The 18131-nt window shown below is 38.5% G+C and carries 14 protein-coding genes; 10 read left to right on the plus strand and 4 right to left on the minus strand.

Annotated features, from left to right (window positions below):
• Window positions 1-57 precede the first annotated feature (57 nt).
• Window positions 58-828, plus strand: a complete 771-nt coding sequence (locus R4Z09_RS03900) for an SDR family NAD(P)-dependent oxidoreductase (RefSeq protein ID WP_338451076.1) — start codon at window positions 58-60, stop codon at window positions 826-828.
• Window positions 829-886: 58 nt separating this feature from the next.
• Here R4Z09_RS03900 and R4Z09_RS03905 read toward each other — a convergent pair whose 3' ends face one another.
• Window positions 887-3112, minus strand: a complete 2226-nt coding sequence (locus R4Z09_RS03905) for an RNA degradosome polyphosphate kinase (RefSeq protein WP_338451077.1) — start codon at window positions 3110-3112, stop codon at window positions 887-889.
• 327 nt (window positions 3113-3439) lie between these two features.
• Between R4Z09_RS03905 and R4Z09_RS03910 the strand changes: the two genes are divergently transcribed.
• A complete protein-coding gene (locus R4Z09_RS03910; RefSeq protein ID WP_338451078.1) occupies window positions 3440-4885 on the plus strand; it encodes a DEAD/DEAH box helicase in 1446 nt (481 codons plus the stop codon).
• A gap of 35 nt (window positions 4886-4920) precedes the next feature.
• Here the strand turns inward: R4Z09_RS03910 and R4Z09_RS03915 are convergent, their stop codons facing one another.
• Together R4Z09_RS03915 and R4Z09_RS03920 are read right to left on the minus strand one after the other, a co-directional pair.
• The gene (locus R4Z09_RS03915; RefSeq protein ID WP_338451079.1) at window positions 4921-5679 is read right to left on the minus strand and encodes a MerR family transcriptional regulator; all 759 of its coding nucleotides are present in this window, start codon (window positions 5677-5679) and stop codon (window positions 4921-4923) included.
• 192 nt (window positions 5680-5871) lie between these two features.
• A complete protein-coding gene (locus tag R4Z09_RS03920) occupies window positions 5872-6174 on the minus strand; it encodes a DUF5634 family protein (protein ID WP_338451080.1) in 303 nt (100 codons plus the stop codon).
• Window positions 6175-6433: 259 nt separating this feature from the next.
• Here R4Z09_RS03920 and R4Z09_RS03925 point away from each other — a divergent pair, with 259 nt between their 5' ends.
• The 6 genes from R4Z09_RS03925 to R4Z09_RS03950 all read left to right on the plus strand — a co-directional run bounded on the left by R4Z09_RS03925 (window position 6434) and on the right by R4Z09_RS03950 (window position 14382).
• Window positions 6434-9190 (plus strand): response regulator, encoded by a 2757-nt coding sequence (locus R4Z09_RS03925; RefSeq protein ID WP_338451081.1) that lies wholly within the window; start codon window positions 6434-6436, stop codon window positions 9188-9190.
• A 9-nt stretch (window positions 9191-9199) separates the two neighbouring features.
• A complete protein-coding gene (locus tag R4Z09_RS03930) occupies window positions 9200-10048 on the plus strand; it encodes a protein-glutamate O-methyltransferase CheR (RefSeq protein ID WP_338451082.1) in 849 nt (282 codons plus the stop codon).
• A 28-nt stretch (window positions 10049-10076) separates the two neighbouring features.
• The gene (locus R4Z09_RS03935; protein WP_338451083.1) at window positions 10077-11591 is read left to right on the plus strand and encodes a response regulator; all 1515 of its coding nucleotides are present in this window, start codon (window positions 10077-10079) and stop codon (window positions 11589-11591) included.
• A 48-nt stretch (window positions 11592-11639) separates the two neighbouring features.
• Window positions 11640-12599, plus strand: a complete 960-nt coding sequence (locus R4Z09_RS03940) for a sugar ABC transporter substrate-binding protein (protein WP_338451084.1) — start codon at window positions 11640-11642, stop codon at window positions 12597-12599.
• 118 nt (window positions 12600-12717) lie between these two features.
• Window positions 12718-14034, plus strand: a complete 1317-nt coding sequence (locus R4Z09_RS03945; RefSeq protein WP_338451085.1) for a D-serine ammonia-lyase — start codon at window positions 12718-12720, stop codon at window positions 14032-14034.
• A gap of 93 nt (window positions 14035-14127) precedes the next feature.
• The gene (locus R4Z09_RS03950) at window positions 14128-14382 is read left to right on the plus strand and encodes a hypothetical protein (protein ID WP_338451086.1); all 255 of its coding nucleotides are present in this window, start codon (window positions 14128-14130) and stop codon (window positions 14380-14382) included.
• 54 nt (window positions 14383-14436) lie between these two features.
• Here R4Z09_RS03950 and R4Z09_RS03955 read toward each other — a convergent pair whose 3' ends face one another.
• Window positions 14437-15651, minus strand: a complete 1215-nt coding sequence (locus R4Z09_RS03955; RefSeq protein ID WP_338451087.1) for an MFS transporter — start codon at window positions 15649-15651, stop codon at window positions 14437-14439.
• A gap of 124 nt (window positions 15652-15775) precedes the next feature.
• On the opposite strand from R4Z09_RS03955, the gene R4Z09_RS03960 reads away from it, so the two are divergent.
• Both R4Z09_RS03960 and R4Z09_RS03965 read left to right on the plus strand, forming a co-directional pair.
• Window positions 15776-16669: a LysR family transcriptional regulator gene (locus R4Z09_RS03960; protein WP_338451088.1), complete on the plus strand. Its 894-nt coding sequence runs from the start codon at window positions 15776-15778 to the stop codon at window positions 16667-16669.
• 188 nt (window positions 16670-16857) lie between these two features.
• Complete coding sequence (locus R4Z09_RS03965; protein WP_338451089.1) at window positions 16858-18045, plus strand: MFS transporter; 1188 nt, start codon at window positions 16858-16860, stop codon at window positions 18043-18045.
• Window positions 18046-18131: the final 86 nt, after the last annotated feature.

Genomic DNA, 18131 nt, shown 5'->3' on the forward strand with positions numbered 1-18131 from the left:
TACATAAAAGGTACTAATCCTGCAAATGAATGATTCCGTAAATTGGAGGTAATCGAAATGGATTTACAGTTAGCTGGTAAAAAAGCGATTATTACAGGGGGAAGCCGCGGCATTGGGAAAGCGGTTGCGCGTCAATTAGCCTTAGAAGGGGTTGATTGTGTCATCTGCTCCAGAAATGAAACAGTGTTAAAAGCGGCAGCCAAGGAAATTAGCGAGGAAACAGGACGGAATATTTACCCTGTCACAGCTGATTTGGGAAATCCTGATTCCATTCAACATTTAGTAGAAACTGCCGTAGATTTATTGGGAGGAATTGATATTCTGATAAACAATGGAGCCCGTGTAAGCGGAAAGGAACCTGAAGGTTTTAATGAAGTTAGTGATGAATTAATTTTAAAGGATTTCGAGGAAAAATTTCTCGGCTATTTCCGCTGTACAAGAGCTGTCGCTCCATATATGAAGGAAAATAATTGGGGTCGAATTATTAATGTGAGCGGCTTGGCTGCCAGAATGGGCGGAAGCGTTAGTGCAGGGGCACGAAATGTTTCAGTTGTTCATTTAACGAAGACCTCATCACTAGAGTTAGGAAAATACGGGATTAATGTGAATGCTGTCTATCCAGGGTTTACAGAAACGGAAACCATCAATGAACGAATTCCAAATGAAGAGGATAGAGCGAAGCTTGCCAGCATGAATTCAATTGGCCGCTTGGTGAATGCCCAAGACGTGGCAAATGCCATAACATTCCTGGCATCGCCATTATCAGTCTCCATTAGCGGCGAAGTACTCCCTCTGACAGGCGGTGCAGGTAACTCTGTATTTTATTAAAAATCAAGGGGACGGTTCTCTTGAATCCAAAGGGAAGCCGGAGAACCGTCTCTCTGCTTTAATTGAGCTTTTGAGCTGGTAATGTTTTTTTATGCCGCCAAAAGAGAGACTGCCCAATTTGGCTAAGTTTTTTTTTAAGACTAGAATCTTCACTAGGTTTCTCATTTTCTACCTTTTTTGAATGATAGGCTTTAGTACATAGTTCTAGCTGGCTGTTGATTTCTTGTTCATCTTCTTTTCTTTGTACATAATGATACACGCCCAATGAATCCTGTTCGCGGGCCTTTGTATTGTCTGATAGAATAATTTCGAGTGATTGATAAATTCTCGCTTTTAAATGGTCTTTAAATATCGGGAACAGGATTTCTACTCGATTCACCATGTTTCTTGTCATCATATCGGCAGATGATAAATAGATATTTTGCTCGCCATGATGGTGAAAATAGTAGATACGTGTGTGTTCTAAAAATCTACCAACGATACTCCGAACAGTAATGTTTTCACTGACATTTTTAATACCAGGTCTTAGGCAGCAAATTCCCCTAACAATCAGCTCAATTTTCACACCAACTCTTGATGCTTCGTACATCTTCATAATAAGTTTCTTATCTGTCAGTGAGTTCATTTTTGCAATAATATGGCCGTCACCATATTGTTTATGGAATGAAATTTCCTTATCAATCAGTTCAAGAAATTCTTCCCTGATGTCATGCGGTGATACAATTAAGTGATGGTAGGACGGTTTTTCCATGTGGCCGCTTAAGTAATTAAAAAAGTTTGTTGCATCAAGTCCAATTTGTTCATTCGATGTAATTAAGCCCATATCGGTATAGGTTCTTGCTGTAGCATCATTATAGTTACCAGTACCTAAGTGGACGAAACGTTCAATTTTATTTTTCTTTCGGCGGACGACCAACGTTATTTTGCTGTGAGTTTTCAAGTGTGTCATCCCATAAATGACATGACAGCCTGCTTTTTCTAACTCTTTAGCCCACTGAACATTGTTTTTTTCATCAAATCTTGCTTTTAATTCCACCAGTACTGTTACTTGTTTCCCATTTTCAGCAGCGCGTTCGAGACTTTTAATAATTGGAGAATTTCCACTTACCCGGTAAAGCGTTTGCTTAATTGCCAGTACATCCGGATCATCAGCTGCTTGTGAGATAAAGTCGACGATCGGCTCAAATGATTCATATGGGTGATGAAACAGCAAATCCTCGCTAAGTGCTGCTTCAAAGATGTCTTTCTTTCCAATCATGTCTTTCGGGACTTGGGGAATGAACGTTTCATAGACTAAGTGTTCATGGCTGGCTTGGATCGTATTACAAAATGAAAATAAGAAGGTTAAATCAAGCGGTGCTTGAACAAAATAAACATCCTTTTGATGAATTTCCAATTCTTCTATTAAATAATTAAGCACTTGTTGATCATGGAGCTGACTTTGTACTTCTAATCTCACGCATGCTCCCCATTTGCGTTTTTTCAGTTCCTCTTCAATTTCACGTAAAAGATCATCGGCCCCTTCTTCATGGATGGTTAAATCGGCATTACGAGTAATACGGAAAGGAGTAACTGATTTGACCTCAAAGCCCAAAAATAATTTATCAATAAATTTAGCAATAACCTGCTCAAGCAGAACAAATCGTCTTGTATTATTTTTAGTAGGCAGCTCTATATATCGCTCGATAACAGATGGAACCTGTACAATGGCCATTTTATTTTCATTTTGGTTTTTACTAAGGTCCCGGAGGACAATAGCTAAATTAAGCGACTTATTTAACAGCATGGGAAAAGGCCGGTAAGCATCTATTGCCATCGGTGTGAGGACCGGAAAGATATGCTCATCAAATTGGTTTTCTAAAAATGAAAGGTCGCCCCCGGAGATTTCTTCAATTGGGATTATTTTTACACGTTCTTTTTCTAAAAGAGGGGTTAATACTTGTAAATAGGTATGATCGTGTTGTTCAATCAGTTTATGGGTAACAGTAGAAATAGCAGATAACTGTTCAGCGGGTGTCAGTCCTGCTTTGTTCTCAGGACGGTTAAATCCGGCTTTTACTTGATCTAGTAAGCCAGCCACACGAACCATGAAGAATTCATCTAAATTTGAACTAAAAATAGCCATGAATTTGAATTTTTCAAGCAGAGGATTGCGGTCATCCATCGCTTCTTCCAATACCCTTTGGTTAAAATCAAGCCAGCTTAGTTCTCGATTATTATAGTAAGAAGGGTCACCTAATTGTATTAAGGGGTCTTCAACCTGTTTTTCGGTTGGTGTGTTCATATTCATCCATCTCCTAATTCGTTAGATGAGTTCAAAAAAAAGCAGGCAATGTTCTGCTAAATGGAAAGCACCATTTTGCAGAAGTGTAAAAGAATACAGATAATCTTCATGTTTGCTGGAATTGCATACACATTGGTTGCTGCAGTAAGCAATTGAGATATTCTTTTCTTTTATATCCTTGTCGAATTTTGAACTATTTGTTTAAGTAATATTAAAAATATCAAAATAAGGTAAAGATTATGTATGGGAATTGTAAATTTTCTGTTAACATTTGTCGAAAGACGTTTGAAAAAAGTCGAAAAATATTGTATGGAGTGAGGCTTCTTAATGAGTGAAACCTGTTTTAAAGAATTTAACATAAGTGAAGAAATCATAAGGGCACTTACGGCAATGAACTATGTAAATCCGACAGAAGTTCAGCGTAAAGTGATTCCGATAGCATTAGATAAAAAGGATTTGGTTGTAACATCACAAACAGGCAGCGGTAAGACTGCTGCGTTTGGCATACCTATATGCGAAATGGCCGAATGGGAGGAGAACAAGCCGCAATGTCTAATCCTTACCCCTACCCGTGAACTTGCCGCGCAGGTAAAACAGGATATCACGAATATTGGCAGGTTTAAACGGATAAAAGCAGCAGCCATCTATGGCAAGCAATCCTTTGCAAAACAAAGGCTAGAGCTGAAGCAAAAAACGCATGTTGTAGTTGGAACTCCCGGTCGGGTATTGGATCATATTGAAAAAGGAACATTGATAGTGGAAAAGCTGAAATTTCTTATTATCGATGAAGCAGATGAGATGCTGAATATGGGGTTCATCGACCAGGTGGAGAGTATCATTCAGAAGCTCCCTATAGAGCGAGTGACGTCAGTTTTCTCGGCAACGATGCCGGAGGATATTAAACATCTCTGTCAGACGTATATGAAGGGGCCGGTTGAAATCGCAATTGAAGCAACTGGTATCACGACAGAAAGGATTGACCACAGCCTTGTTTATGTAAAAGAAGAGGAGAAATTTTCGCTTTTAAAGGATTTAACAACTGTTGAAAATCCGGATAGCTGTATTATTTTCTGCCGTACTCAGGACCGTGTGGATGATGTAATGGAGTGCCTGGATCGTACCGATTATCCATGTGATAAGCTTCATGGCGGAATGTATCAGGAGGATCGTTTCGCAGTGATGGATGATTTTAAACGAGGAGTATTTCAATATTTGGTTGCAACAGATGTGGCTGCAAGAGGGATCGATGTTGATAATATTAGTCTGGTAATTAATTACGATATTCCATTAGAAAAAGAAAGCTATGTTCATCGTACAGGGCGGACAGGCAGAGCTGGCAGGGAGGGCAAGGCTGTTACCTTTGTTACTACTAATGAACAGAAGTATTTAGATGAAATTGAACAATATATTGGGTTTAAGATCCCTGTCATAACGGCGCCGACAGAAGAGGAAGTAGAAAGCAAGAAGGCTGCATTTACGGCAAAAATAAAAGCAACTCCGATTATAAAGGAAGATAAAGCGGCAAAATTAAATCAGAACATTATGAAGCTGTATTTTAATGGAGGGAAGAAAAAGAAGCTGAGAGCAGTCGATTTTGTTGGGACGATTGCCAAATTAGACGGCATAACAGCTGATGATATTGGAATAATTACAATCGAAGAAAATGCCTCCTTTGTTGAAATCTTAAATGGAAAAGGTCCAGCTGTCCTAGAGGCCATGAAGAAAACCACCGTCAAAGGAAAGCAATTGAAGGTACACCAGGCAAGAAAATAAGCAGAGGGGCGTTCCCTCTGCTTTGTTCATATTCCTTATTTACTTGTATAAATAAGGATGACGTCTCTCAGGAATTCAGCAGCACCTTGCTGAACTTTGTCATAGTAGGCTTTGAATCGTTCATCGTCTACATACATTTGGGCAAGGCCGCGATGGGCTTCTTTACTGTATTCGTGCCAATGGAAGCAAAGCCATTGTTTGTGGAGGTCGGCTGTTTTTTGAGCGAGCTCACCAGCTGGGTCACCGGTTGCCATAGCCTGTTCTAGCGTTTCCAGCACCTGCTCTGCTAACTGGGTTACTTTTTCATAATCTTCCTGTGACATGTTCATGAATTTTTTATTTGATTTGTTTACAGTATCTTCGCCATATTTTTGACGGATTTCTTCACCATATTTCTTCTCATTTTCCTCGACCATTTTTTTCTTAAAGCCTTCAAACTTTTCTTTATTAGACATGGTTATTCTCCCCTCTTTCGCTGCAATCGTTTTATTGACATTGTCGATTAACAAATCTAATTGGTTTCTTTTTTCAAGGAGCTTTTGCAAATGTTCCCTAAGTGCGTTCATGCCATCGAAGGACGGATCGTGTAAAATTTCCTTTATGTTGTTTAATTCTAAACCTAATTCTCGAAAGAAAAGAATTTGCTGCAGCATGTCAACTTCTGCCTGACCATAAATTCGATAGCCAGATGAATTGATTCTTGCCGGCTTAAGAATCTCAATGTCATCGTAGTATCGAAGTGTTCTGGTACTGATTCCTGCGAGTTTTGCGAGTTTTTGCACGGTGTATTCCATCTACTAAAACCTCCCTGTAACTAAACGATACACCTTTACGCAACGTCAATGTCAACGGGGTTTTAACTAAATTTTTTGTTTGGAAAAATAGGCTTTTCAGAGGGGGTATGGAACAAAAGGATTGCTTCTTAACAGAAAAAGGAAAGGACTGCTTCTGTTTCCTTTCCCATTTTTCTTATATTCATTTAGTTCCTAAATTTCACGGAGTGCACTTTCTACATCTTTAAAACCTCGGATATCCTCTCTTTCTGGTTCATCAGATTCAATTGTCCATTCATTTTTTATTGGAGTTAATTCTCCATGATTGTTCTTTTTAAATGGAGTGTGAATATGATAAGTTTTGCCTTCTTTTCTAGCTGTATAGCCGATAAAATATTGATCATCCTGTCCTTCTTCTTCAAAAATACCGATATCCTCTATGTCGAATTTATCGATGTAGGGCTGGAAGGACTGTTGTAAATCATTGATAATTTGCTCTCTCGTTAAATATTCCATTCTTTTCACTCCCTTCCTATTCATACCTATCTTTAATATGACCTTCATTATCTTTCTTAATCGTTTCTTGCCATTTTATTTTCTATTCATCGCGGATCAAATTTCCAAATATTATAATGGTTTTTAATTCAATAACAATAACGAATAATCAGGTGATTATGTTATTATATTACTATCCTTATCTATAGAAATTTTTGTCGAAGTTTACATTAAATATTAAGAAAAAATTATTAAATATTAGTTTAAATTCGGAGGCTATATGAAATTCAGGACAAAGCTCTTTGGGAGTATCGGCTTAATCATTTTGCTTATATCGATTAGCGTAATCTATCTAATGAACATGCTTGAACAATCAATGGTCAACATGCATGTAGTTGTGAATGACTTGTATGCGAGAATTGACATTGCCAATGAGATTAAGAGTGACACGAATCAATCAAACCAATTTGGTATCGAAATATTGGAAGACCAATTATCTGTCAATCCAACCGCTATAGATAATTGGGAAAGCTCCAATTTACGAATCGGACAAAACATTGAGTTATTGAAGGAATTGGATAAGCAAGAAATATCAAAAGAATTAATTGAAAAATATCGAGCGCTTCATGATTCGAGTCTTGATACCATTCAGCAAGTAATTACGATGCAAAAAACAAATCAGAGTGTTGAAACTTCCGAGGAGCTTTTGAATGATATAAAGCTCAATCAGGAAAGAATGAAGCAAATAACGAGTCTTCTCGTTGGCTTGCAGGAGCAAGAAATGAAAAATGAACTTTTGCGATCACGAGAAACCTATAATAAAGCTGTCACAATTATCTATATTTATTTAGCCATTACTTTGTGCTCTGGTGCTGCGCTTATTATTATCATTATTGGCAGTATGACAAAGAACCTTAAGCGCCTCGCTTCGGTTATGGAAAGTGTAAATGATTCTAATGTTGACAATCTGCCGAGGATCAAGGTCTCGACAAAGGATGAAATTGCGTCTATTGCCAATGCTTATAATAAAATGGTGGCAGATTTGGAAAGTCACAGCCAGCATGAAAGAAAGCTGTTAGCAGAAGCTGAGGCACATAGCTGGCATCAAAGTAAAATTGCCGAAATTGTTAAGATTTATCCAGAAGCGAAGGACATCCGAATGCTGGCTGAATTATTAATGTCAAAGCTTGTACCAATGGTGGGAGCTAATTTCGGTGTATTTTATTATAAGAAACATGATGGTGAAAAAACATATTTACAGAGAATGGCTGGCTACGCCATTACAAATGACCAAAAGGAATATGAAGTCTTTCAAATGGGAGAAGGGCTTATCGGGCAATGTGCACTGGAAAAGCAGCCAATTCTCTTAAATAAGGTTCCAAAGGAATATATCAAAATACGTTCTGGAATAGGAGAGATCTTACCGAGAAATAGTATGATTTTGCCTGTATTATTTGAGAATGAAGTACTCGCTGTTATTGAAATAGCGACGTTTGACACGTTTGAGTTTAGTCAAATCAAGCTGCTTGAGGATGTAGCAGCTACTCTTGGAATTACAGTCAACAGTATCTCTAATCATATGAAAGCAGAACGGCTGCTTCAAGAATCGCAAAGTTTAACAGAAGAATTGCAAGTACAATCTGAAGAACTGCAGCTGCAGCAGGAGGAGCTGCGGACAACGAATGAAAAGCTTGAGGAACAGTATGCAGCTTCAGAACAAAAGAAACAAGAGCTGGAGATTGTTAAAGAAGCTCTTGAAGAAAAGGCTATGCAGTTAGAAGTGAATTCAAAGTACAAATCTGAATTTCTCGCTAATATGTCCCATGAGCTAAGAACACCGCTTAACAGTTTACTTATTTTAGCGCAAATTCTTGCTGATAACGGGGAAGGAAATCTAACCGAGAAACAAAGAGAATATTTAAGTACGATCTATTCCTCCGGTAATGATTTACTTCTATTGATCAATGATATTTTAGACTTAGCAAAGGTAGAGTCCGGAAAGTTAGAAATCATTCAAGATAAGGTCGACCTAAAACAGATTGAAGAGCAATTGATGAAGCAGTTTTCTCCACTTGCAAAGCAGAAGGAGTTAGATTTCCAGATTAGGCTGGAGCCGGATGTTCCTTTATATTTTTATAGTGATAAGCATCGTTTAATACAAATTGTTAATAATTTGCTTTCAAATGCGTTTAAATTCACTGAACGGGGCTGTGTTTCACTTGTTATTCACAGCTTGGTTAGGGATAACAGCGGGCAGGAAACCCAACGCAATAATCCGGCAGAAAAATTATTAGCTTTCTCTGTCATCGACACAGGGATTGGAATATCAAAGGAAAAACATGATTCCATATTTGAAGCTTTCAACCAGGCTGATGGAACAACAAGCCGAAAGTATGGAGGTACGGGTTTAGGGTTATCCATTTGCCGAAAACTAGCTTCTATGCTGGGCGGATATATTGAGTTATCAAGTGTAGAAGGTAAAGGAAGTACCTTTACACTTTACCTGCCAATTCAAAGAGAAGGTAAAGAAAAAGATCTGTTGCCTTCTGTTAAAGAAGCATCCGTTGCTCTGGAGAATAGCTACGATTCAATAAATAGTTTGGAACAAATGACAGAAGAGAATAGCATACAAGAGGACGCGGAGCATTCTGCACTAAGACATAAAAAGGTTTTAATTATTGATGATGATATTCGTAATGTTTATGCCTTAACCATTGCGCTTGAGAGGGCTGAAATGGAAATTATTGAGGCAGAAAATGGTTATGAAGGGATTGAAATGCTGCTGGCAAATCCTGATACAGATATCATTCTAATGGATATTATGATGCCTGAGATGGATGGTTTTGAGGCGATTCAAAGAATCCGGCAAATGCAGAGGTATAAAACACTGCCGATTATTGCACTAACAGCAAAAGCGATGAAAAAAAGCAGGGAAGAATGCCTGGCTGCAGGTGCTAATGATTATATTAGTAAGCCTCTAAACATTGATCAATTATTCTCACTCATGAATGTATGGTTATATAAAAAGAGAGGATAAGGTATCGCGATGAATGAAATGATTGTGGAACAAAGGAAATATGAAGAGATTGAAAAAATAGAGATTGATTTATTACTTGAAGCCATTTATCGGTATTATGAGTATGATTTTAGAAATTATGCGGATTCCTTTATTCAAAGGAGAATAGCTAATCGAGTTCATAAGGAGAAAATGACAAGTATTTCAGCACTGCAGGAAAAGGTCCTTCGTGATCCAGCTGCTATGAAAAAGCTATTCTCTGACTTTTCTATAAATGTGACTGAGATGTTTCGCGATCCTTCATTTTTTAAATCATTTCGAACAAATATTATTCCCATCCTTAGGGAGTATACAAAAATTCGGATTTGGCATGTCGGCTGCTCAACGGGTGAAGAAGTGTATTCCATGGCCATTCTATTACAGGAAGAAGGTCTATATGAAAAAGCTATGATCTATGCTACCGATATAAATGCCAGAATACTAGAACGTGCGAAAAAAGGGACGTTTTCTTTAGCCCATATGCAGCAGTACACGAAAAACTATATTGAAGCTGGAGGAACAAGAGCGTTCTCAGAGTATTACAAAGTAGTTGGAGAACAGGTTGTATTCGATCCGCTCCTGCAAAAGAATATTGTCTTTGCTGAACATAACTTAGTGACAGATTCATCTTTTCATGAGTTTGATATTATTATTTGCCGTAATGTCTTAATCTACTTTAATAAGACATTACAAGATGAAGTTCACAAGCTTTTATATGAGAGTCTAAGCTTATCTGGTTTTCTTGGTCTAGGTAAGAGAGAGGGGATAAGATTTACTACCTATGGAAAATGTTACGAAGAATTTGACACTACAGAAAAGATATATAGAAAAATCCGATAATACTATTTCCCAAAAAGTGAATATTTTAATGGTGGATGATCATCCGGAAAATTTATTAGCTCTGGAGGCTGTGCTTTCGTCCCCTGATTATCATTTAGTCAGTGCTACTTCTGGGCAAAAGGCATTGAAGCACCTGATTAGTCAGGAATTTGCAGTTATTTTATTGGACGTTCAAATGCCTGGTTTAAATGGTTTTGAAACAGCTAAATTGATTAGGGCAAGAAAGAAAACAAAGCATACACCGATTATTTTTTTGACGGCGATCAGTCAGGAAAGTGAAAATGTCCAGCTGGGGTATGAAGTTGGAGCCATCGATTATATATTTAAGCCATTCCATCCTGAAACATTAAGAAAGAAAATAGATAAATTCGTTGAAATCTATCAAAAACATAAAGAAAAGATCTACCAAAGTGAAAGACAGCACATACTTGAGCTTGAAAAAAAGGTCGAGGAACGTACATTAGAGCTTTTATCTACAAATGAAAAGCTGCAGCAGGAAATTGCAGAAAGGAAAAAAATTACTGATCATTTGTATGTGTCACAGGAAAGGTTTCGGAAAATATTTGAATCGAGCCCTAACCTTATGGCGATTGTCTCGTTAGAATCAGGAACCTATATCGATGTTAATACAAGCTGGTTAGAGTTTACGGGCTACCGTTACAATGAATTGTACAATCAAAAAATGAATCTTCATGACTTTATTGAGGAAGCAAATGGTAAGAGGATTCATTTAGAAAACCCGATTCGTAATATGAAAATTCTGTACAAAACAAAAAGTGGGGAAATGCGGGCCGGATTGTTGTCATCAGAATTAATTGATATCGATCCTGAACCTTGTATTTTGTTTGTTTTGACCGATATTACGGAAAGAGATCTTTTAGAAAAAGGTTTAACCCGATTAGATCGGTTAAATTTAATCGGCGAAATGGCGGCTGGAATTGCCCATGAAATTCGCAATCCTATGACGACTGTTTATGGGTTTTTACAAATAGCCAAAAATAGCGAAGTTTCAAAAGACATCATTGAACTTATGCTGGATGAATTAGATCGGGCTAACTCCATTATTACCGAATTTTTAAATTTGGCTAAAAACAAAGTCAGCTATAAAAAAAGGCATCAAATAAATTCGATTATTGAAGCATTATTTCCGTTGATACAGGCAGAAGCCCTCCGAGCAAATAAACAGGTTATTTTGGATTTACAACCATGTTCTGAGATTTTAATAGATGAAAAGGAAATTCGTCAATTAATCTTAAATATTGCATTAAATGGGTTGGATGCTATGACGCAAGGCGGAAAGCTTACGATTACAACATTTGCAAAAGAACATACCGTCGTCTTAAACATAAAAGATCAGGGGACAGGAATCAGCCCTGAAGTGTTGGAAAAGATAGGTACCCCGTTTTTTACGACGAAGGACAGCGGCACAGGGCTTGGACTGGCGATTTGCTATAGTATTGCCAAACGTCATCAGGCAGAAATTGATATAGAAACTGGACAAAAAGGGACTGCATTTTCTATTACTTTCTTGGCTGATCATTAAGGAGATTGTGGGTTAAAGACTGTACAACATGAAGAAAGGAGGCCTAGAATGACTGCAACTCGTAAACGACTTTTCTTTGCATTCCTTACTCTAGTTGTTGTCCTATTGGCTGGTTTTTTCGTATATAAACAAGTGTTTAAGGAAAGTCCAAAGGTCATCGTTGTAATAAAAGAGGAAGACACCGAATTTTGGGAAATTATCAAAGCCGGAGTGGAAAAAGGGTTTGAAGATTTTGGAATAGATGGAAAGATACTTGCGCCGAAAAATGGAACGCCGGAGGAACAAATGGAAATATTGGATCAGGCTTTAAAAGAGAATCCTGATTTATTAATTGTCGCTCCTTTGGGTTCAGATATCATTCCAAAATTAGAAAAGTATAATGATAAAAATATACCAGTATTACTAATGGATTCAAATGCACCATGGGAACATAAAACCGCCTATATAGGAACGGATAATCTCATATTAGGGGTAAAGGCGGGAATCCTCATGGCTTCAGAGCTGCAGCCCGGTGAAAAGGTTGCCCTTATTGGCAGACGTCGGTCCTTTGCTGAAGCAGATCGATTGATAGGTGCGAAAAAAAGTTTAGAAGCAGCGGGGATTCAAGTTGCAGTAGAATATGGAGATTTAAAGGTTGGTAATAAGGACGTTCAAGAAGTCAAAAGAATAATGGACGATATCATTAAGGAATATCCTGATCTTAAAGGGGTTATCACAACATCGGATTCTCTAGCTCTGCCGGCATTAAAGAGCATCCAGGAACACGGCCTTGAAATACCTGTAACCGGAACAGATGGAATAAGTGAAATGCTTAAATATATTAGAGATGAAAAGCTTTCCATTTCAGTATCACAAAACCCATATGATATGGGGTATTTAAGTGTTGAAACAGCAGATAAAGTGCTAAAAGGCAAAAAGGTAAAAAAGAATATAGACAGTGGAGTAGATATTATTACAAAAAGTAATGCTGAACAGCGGCTGGAATTTTACGCTCATATATTGGAATGATTCAATTTGTTTTTTTAAGTCCCCCGTTTGTGAGGGGGCTTTTTTTATTAACTTGGGGAGTAGTCGTTTATTTTTTTAAAAGGTAAACTAAAAAATAAAAAGAAAAGTAGGGAAGAGTATGTCGGAGCTAACAAATAAATTTCCAATCATCAAAGACATGCAAAAAGGGCAGGAGGTTATGTGGTTTAATCTTAAGATCAATCATTCCATTCCATCTGATCTGACTGCAGCTGATATTGAGGATGCACGTAAGAGGGTTGAGCGATTTGCTCCTTATCTTGAAAAAGTATTTCCCGAAACAGCTGAACATCATGGCATTATTGAATCGCCATTGAAAGAAATTCCAAAGATGAAAGCTGCCTTGGAGACCTTTTATGAAAAAGAGCTGGAAGGAAAACTGCTTCTAAAATGTGATAGTCATTTGCCAATTTCAGGATCTATTAAAGCAAGGGGCGGTATTTATGAGGTATTGTACTTTGCGGAAAAAATTGCCCTTGAGAGTGGAGGCTTATCCATTGAAGATGACTATTCAATCCTTGCAGACAAAAAATACAAGCAGCTTTTTGCAAATTACTCCATTGCCGTTGGATCGACAGGAAACCTTGGTTTAAGCATCGGAATTATGAGTGCTAAGCTTGGCTTCAATGTAACGGTACATATGTCTGCTGATGCAAGACAATGGAAAAAGGATTTGCTGCGCGAAAAAGGAGTAACCGTTATTGAGTATGAAGCAGATTACGAAAGGGCTGTGGAGGAAGGAAGAAAACAAGCAAGCGTTGATCCGAACTGCCACTTTATCGATGATGAAAACTCTAAAACCCTCTTTTTGGGTTATGCTGTTGCCGCTAAACGTGTTGAAGCTCAGTTAATAAGACAAAATATTACGGTTGATGCCGAGCACCCGCTATTTGTTTATCTTCCCTGTGGCGTAGGCGGTGGTCCGGGGGGTGTAGCGTTCGGACTCAAACAAATTTATGGCAGCCATGTCCATTGCTTTTTTGCTGAACCTGTTCAGGCACCGTGTATGCTGTTAGGGGTGATGACGGGGCAGCATCATAAAATATCCGTTCAGGATATTGGACTAACTGGACGTACAGCAGCGGATGGATTAGCGGTCGGCCGAGCATCAGGCTTTGTTGGCCAGATGATCGGCCATCAACTTGATGGACTTTTCACTGTAGAGGATTCGAAATTATTCCAATTTCTCTCTTTAATAGCAAAGGAGGAACAAATCGAAATTGAACCTTCTGCAGCAGCGGGATTCCCTGGGTATTTTTATACCCAGAAAAATCAGGACTATTATAACCGCATTGGCCAGCAGGCGATGAACAATTCAACACATATTATATGGGCGACTGGCGGGAGTATGGTTCCAAAGGATGAAATGGAAGGATACATTAAAAAAGGGAATTCACTCAAGAATACTGAATCATAATCCGGCCAGCCAAACCTGCCCACTCATTAGACATCTCTCTCGCATACGTTAACTAAGGTAAGATAATTAATAGGGAAAGGGAGAGGTATGTTGATGATGGATCCAAGAAGTTATGGCGGACATCACGGAGGGCAACACGGTGGTTATCACGGACATGGACATCACCATGGAGGACACCAACATGGTGGATATGGGACAGGGGCACCGTTTATTGGCGGCTTGATAGGCGGTCTGACACTTGGTGCACTGGCGTCATCTGGTTTTGGGGGATATCCTTATCCGGCATACCCGTATCCAGCCCCCTATCCAATACAAAATAATCCTTATGCCGGATATCCGTACTATTAAGGTTTAAAATAGAACACAAGAGAATCCCCTTGTTCAGGTAAGGGGGATTCTTTATTAAAGAGCTTTGTTTCTTTGTATCACAATGGCTGCTGCTTTTCTCGATGAACATCTTATGATAAGAACAAATCCAACTATAAGCAGGCTTCCAAGAAAGGATATAACACCTACCCAAGAAAAGTGATCCCAGAAAAAGCCGCCGAATGATCCGACAATAGAGGACCCTAAATAATAAAATAGTAAATAAAGTGATGAGGCTTGTACTTTATTTTCTTTCGCACGCTCAGTTACCAAGGCGCTGACAATTGAATGGCTTGCAAAAAAGCCAAATGTAAAAATAGAGATTCCAATAATCTTAACTAGTAAAGCAGGAAATAGTGTAATAACCGCTCCGCCAATCGTAATCATAAATGATATTTTTAGGATAAAAATCGTACCATATTGCTTTGCCTTTTTACCCATATATATGGAGCTAAAGGTGCCGAAGAGATAAACGACAAAAATAAGACCAATAATGGTTTGACTCAGATGATAGGGTGGCTGCATGAGTGAAAATCCAATGTAATTGTACATCGTTACGAAGCTTCCCATTAATAAAAAGCCAAGGATAAATAGGAAATTGATGTTTTTATTCAAAAAATGCATTTTATAAGATGGACCTATTGATTTCCATTCGATTTTCCTTCTGGTCGGAGTTTTTGTTACTGGAAAGGTATACCAAAAGAAAAGACTTAATAATAATGAAATAATCCCAATTGCAGCAAATGCGATTCTCCATGAAAAAAGATCTGTTAATAAACCGGTGAATAGTCTCCCAGTCATTCCTCCGATACTCGAACCGGAAATATAAAAACCCATGATTATGACACTGTCTTTTGGGCTGAACTCTTTTCCAATAAAGGCCATGGCAATGGACGGAACGCCTGCAACAAAAATACCCAGCAGTGCTCTAAAGAGTAATAGCATTATAAAGCTGGAGCTCAAAGACGTGACGATTCCAAGGATAGAGGTACAGACCATAGAAAAGACCATGATCCTTTTCATACCGATTTTATCCGAGAGTGTTGCTGCTGCCAGCATGGAAAAGGCTAGTATACCGGTTGTGAAGGATAACGATAAACTAGCAGCAGGTGCTGAAACATCAAAATCCTTTGAAAAAAGCGGCAATGTTGGCTGAACCGTGTATATGGAGGCAAAAGTAACGAGACCCGCAATGAGAAAGGCAAGCTTTGCCCGTTTGAACTCTTTTGATCCTGCTTGTATATAATTCATTGCAATCCCTCATTTCCTTTTATGATGTATGATTTCTTACTATACTCTGTGATCTTTTATGTGTCTAATTTATAATAGTCATAAGTGTAATGCATTCTTGTTATGATAAAAGGAGATCGGGAAAATGGAATGGCATCAGCTGGAGAATTTTATTGCAGTAGCAAAGTATAAGCATTTTACAAAAGCTGCACAGCATCAATCGATTTCACAGCCAGCGCTAAGCCGGTCAATTATTAAGTTAGAGCAGGAATTAGGGGTTCCATTATTTTTTCGCGATGGAAAAATAGTCAGGCTGACCAGATACGGCGACCTATTTTTAAAAAAGGCGCAACAGGCACAAGTAGCGATTCAGGAGGGAATGGAGGAGTTACAAGAAAAGATTGCTATCGATACCGGTGAAATTTCCGTTGCTTTTCTTCATACGCTTGGACCTCATTTGATTCCAAATTTAATTGCAAGCTACAAAAAAATATATCCCAATATTACCTTTCAGCTTTATCAGGGGGCTAATGATTATGTACTAGACCAGGTTGAAAAAGGGATTGCTGATATGTGCTTATCCGTACCTCGAATGCAAAACCAACGCAATGAATCGACGGTATTACGTAAAGAAATGCTGTACGTAGTCGTGCCGAAGGATCATCAGCTTGCCGGTCAAACGGCTGTTGCCTTTAGGAGTTTGCAGGAAGAAGAATTTATTTGCTTTAAAAAGGGCTTTGGACTCCGCTATATATTTGATGAGATGTGCTCCTATTTAAATATAAATCCAATCATAACCTTCGAAGGAGAAGAAGCGGCAACAGTAGCGGGATTTGTCATGAAAGGATTGGGAATCGCTGTTTTACCAAAAATCAGTGATATTATGTTCGAAAATCTCTGCTTCCTGGAAATTACGGACTATTTCTGCCAAAGAAGCATTGCATTGTCGACTTTATCCGAGCTGACCTTATCTCCTGCGGCTAAAAGGTTTAAAGCATTTGTCATTGAAAACTTTTCAACCATCGATATGGAAAAGTAATTATTGTCAGGTTGTTTCTTGCTATTCATTTGCGGTAGAATGAGAGCGTAGTAAATATAGTGATATAATTTTAGAATACGATTCTAGCAGCATTAGTTATAAAGAGCCGTTTTTTTGCCTTATTTGGTAAAGGAATCGGCTTTTCATTCGTTATCAACGGGTTAGTTAATTAATAGGGAGAATGTAATATGAATGGAGTTATATCAAATCGATTTCAGTTTTGGATCTTGGTTGTCACGGTTGCTGTTTCAGGATTTTCACAGGGGATGCTGACGCCATTAATAGCGATTATTTTTGAACAAGACGGAATCCCATCTTCTGTAAATGGAATTCATGCCACATCGATTTATATTGGGATGCTTGCTGCCGCACCCTTTATGGAAAAGCCGATCCGGAAATTTGGTTATAAGCCCGTCATACTTACCGGCGGATTCATCGTTATGTCGGCACTTGTTCTATTTCCGATATGGAAATCGATTTGGTTTTGGTTTGTGCTGCGTTTGTTAGTCGGAATCGGTGACAATATGCTTCACTTTGGCAGTCAGACTTGGATTACCTCTTTTTCACCAAGCCATAAAAGAGGGAGGAATATCTCTCTTTATGGTTTATTCTTTGGATTAGGCTTTGCTGGGGGACCGATGATGGCCCGCTTTTTAGAGATAAATGAGGCATTGCCATTTATGATATCAGCTGAACTGAGCCTATTGGTGTGGCTGCCCATACTTTTACTTAAGAACGAATTTCCCGAAAAAAGTGAAGAGAAGAGCTCTTTCTTTGGTTCATTCAGCCGTTTTGGCAAGGCATGGAAATATGGATGGATCGCTTTTCTTTTTCCATTTTGCTACGGTTTTTTAGAGGCCTCACTAAATGGCAGCTTTCCGGTTTATGCATTAAGAATTGGAATCGATGCCCATGACGTTGCGTTTATTTTACCTGCTTTTGCAATTGGCAGCATTGTTTTTCAATTACCTTTAGGGATGCTGAGTGACCATTATGGAAGAAGAAATATTCTTATGATTGCTTTAATCATTGGTTTAACTTCGTTTACAGCAGCAGGATTTTTAAACGAATCAGTGATCGGCTTAGCTGCCTGCTTCTTTATAGCCGGAATGCTGGTCGGTTCTACTTTTTCACTTGGTGTATCGTATATGGTCGATTTAGTTCCTAAACACCTGCTGACTGCCGGTAATATTATGTGCAGCATCCTTTTCAGTATTGGGAGCATCAGCGGTCCCTTTATCGGCGGGCTAATGATGCAATATGTAAAAGGGATTAATCTCTTTTACACAATAAGCATGATGCTGGGGATTGTTTTGCTGGCACTTATTAGCTTTAAACCCAGGAAGGAAGCTGCTGACTTGAATAAAACCGCATAATGGGTGTCGGGCACCGTAAAAAGACAGATTCCTAGAATCTGTCTTTTTACGGTGCCTGACACCTTTTACGTATACTCTTGTCCCCC

This window comes from Niallia oryzisoli (genome assembly GCF_036670025.1).
Classification (GTDB): Bacteria; Bacillota; Bacilli; order Bacillales; family Cytobacillaceae; genus Bacillus_BD; species Bacillus_BD oryzisoli.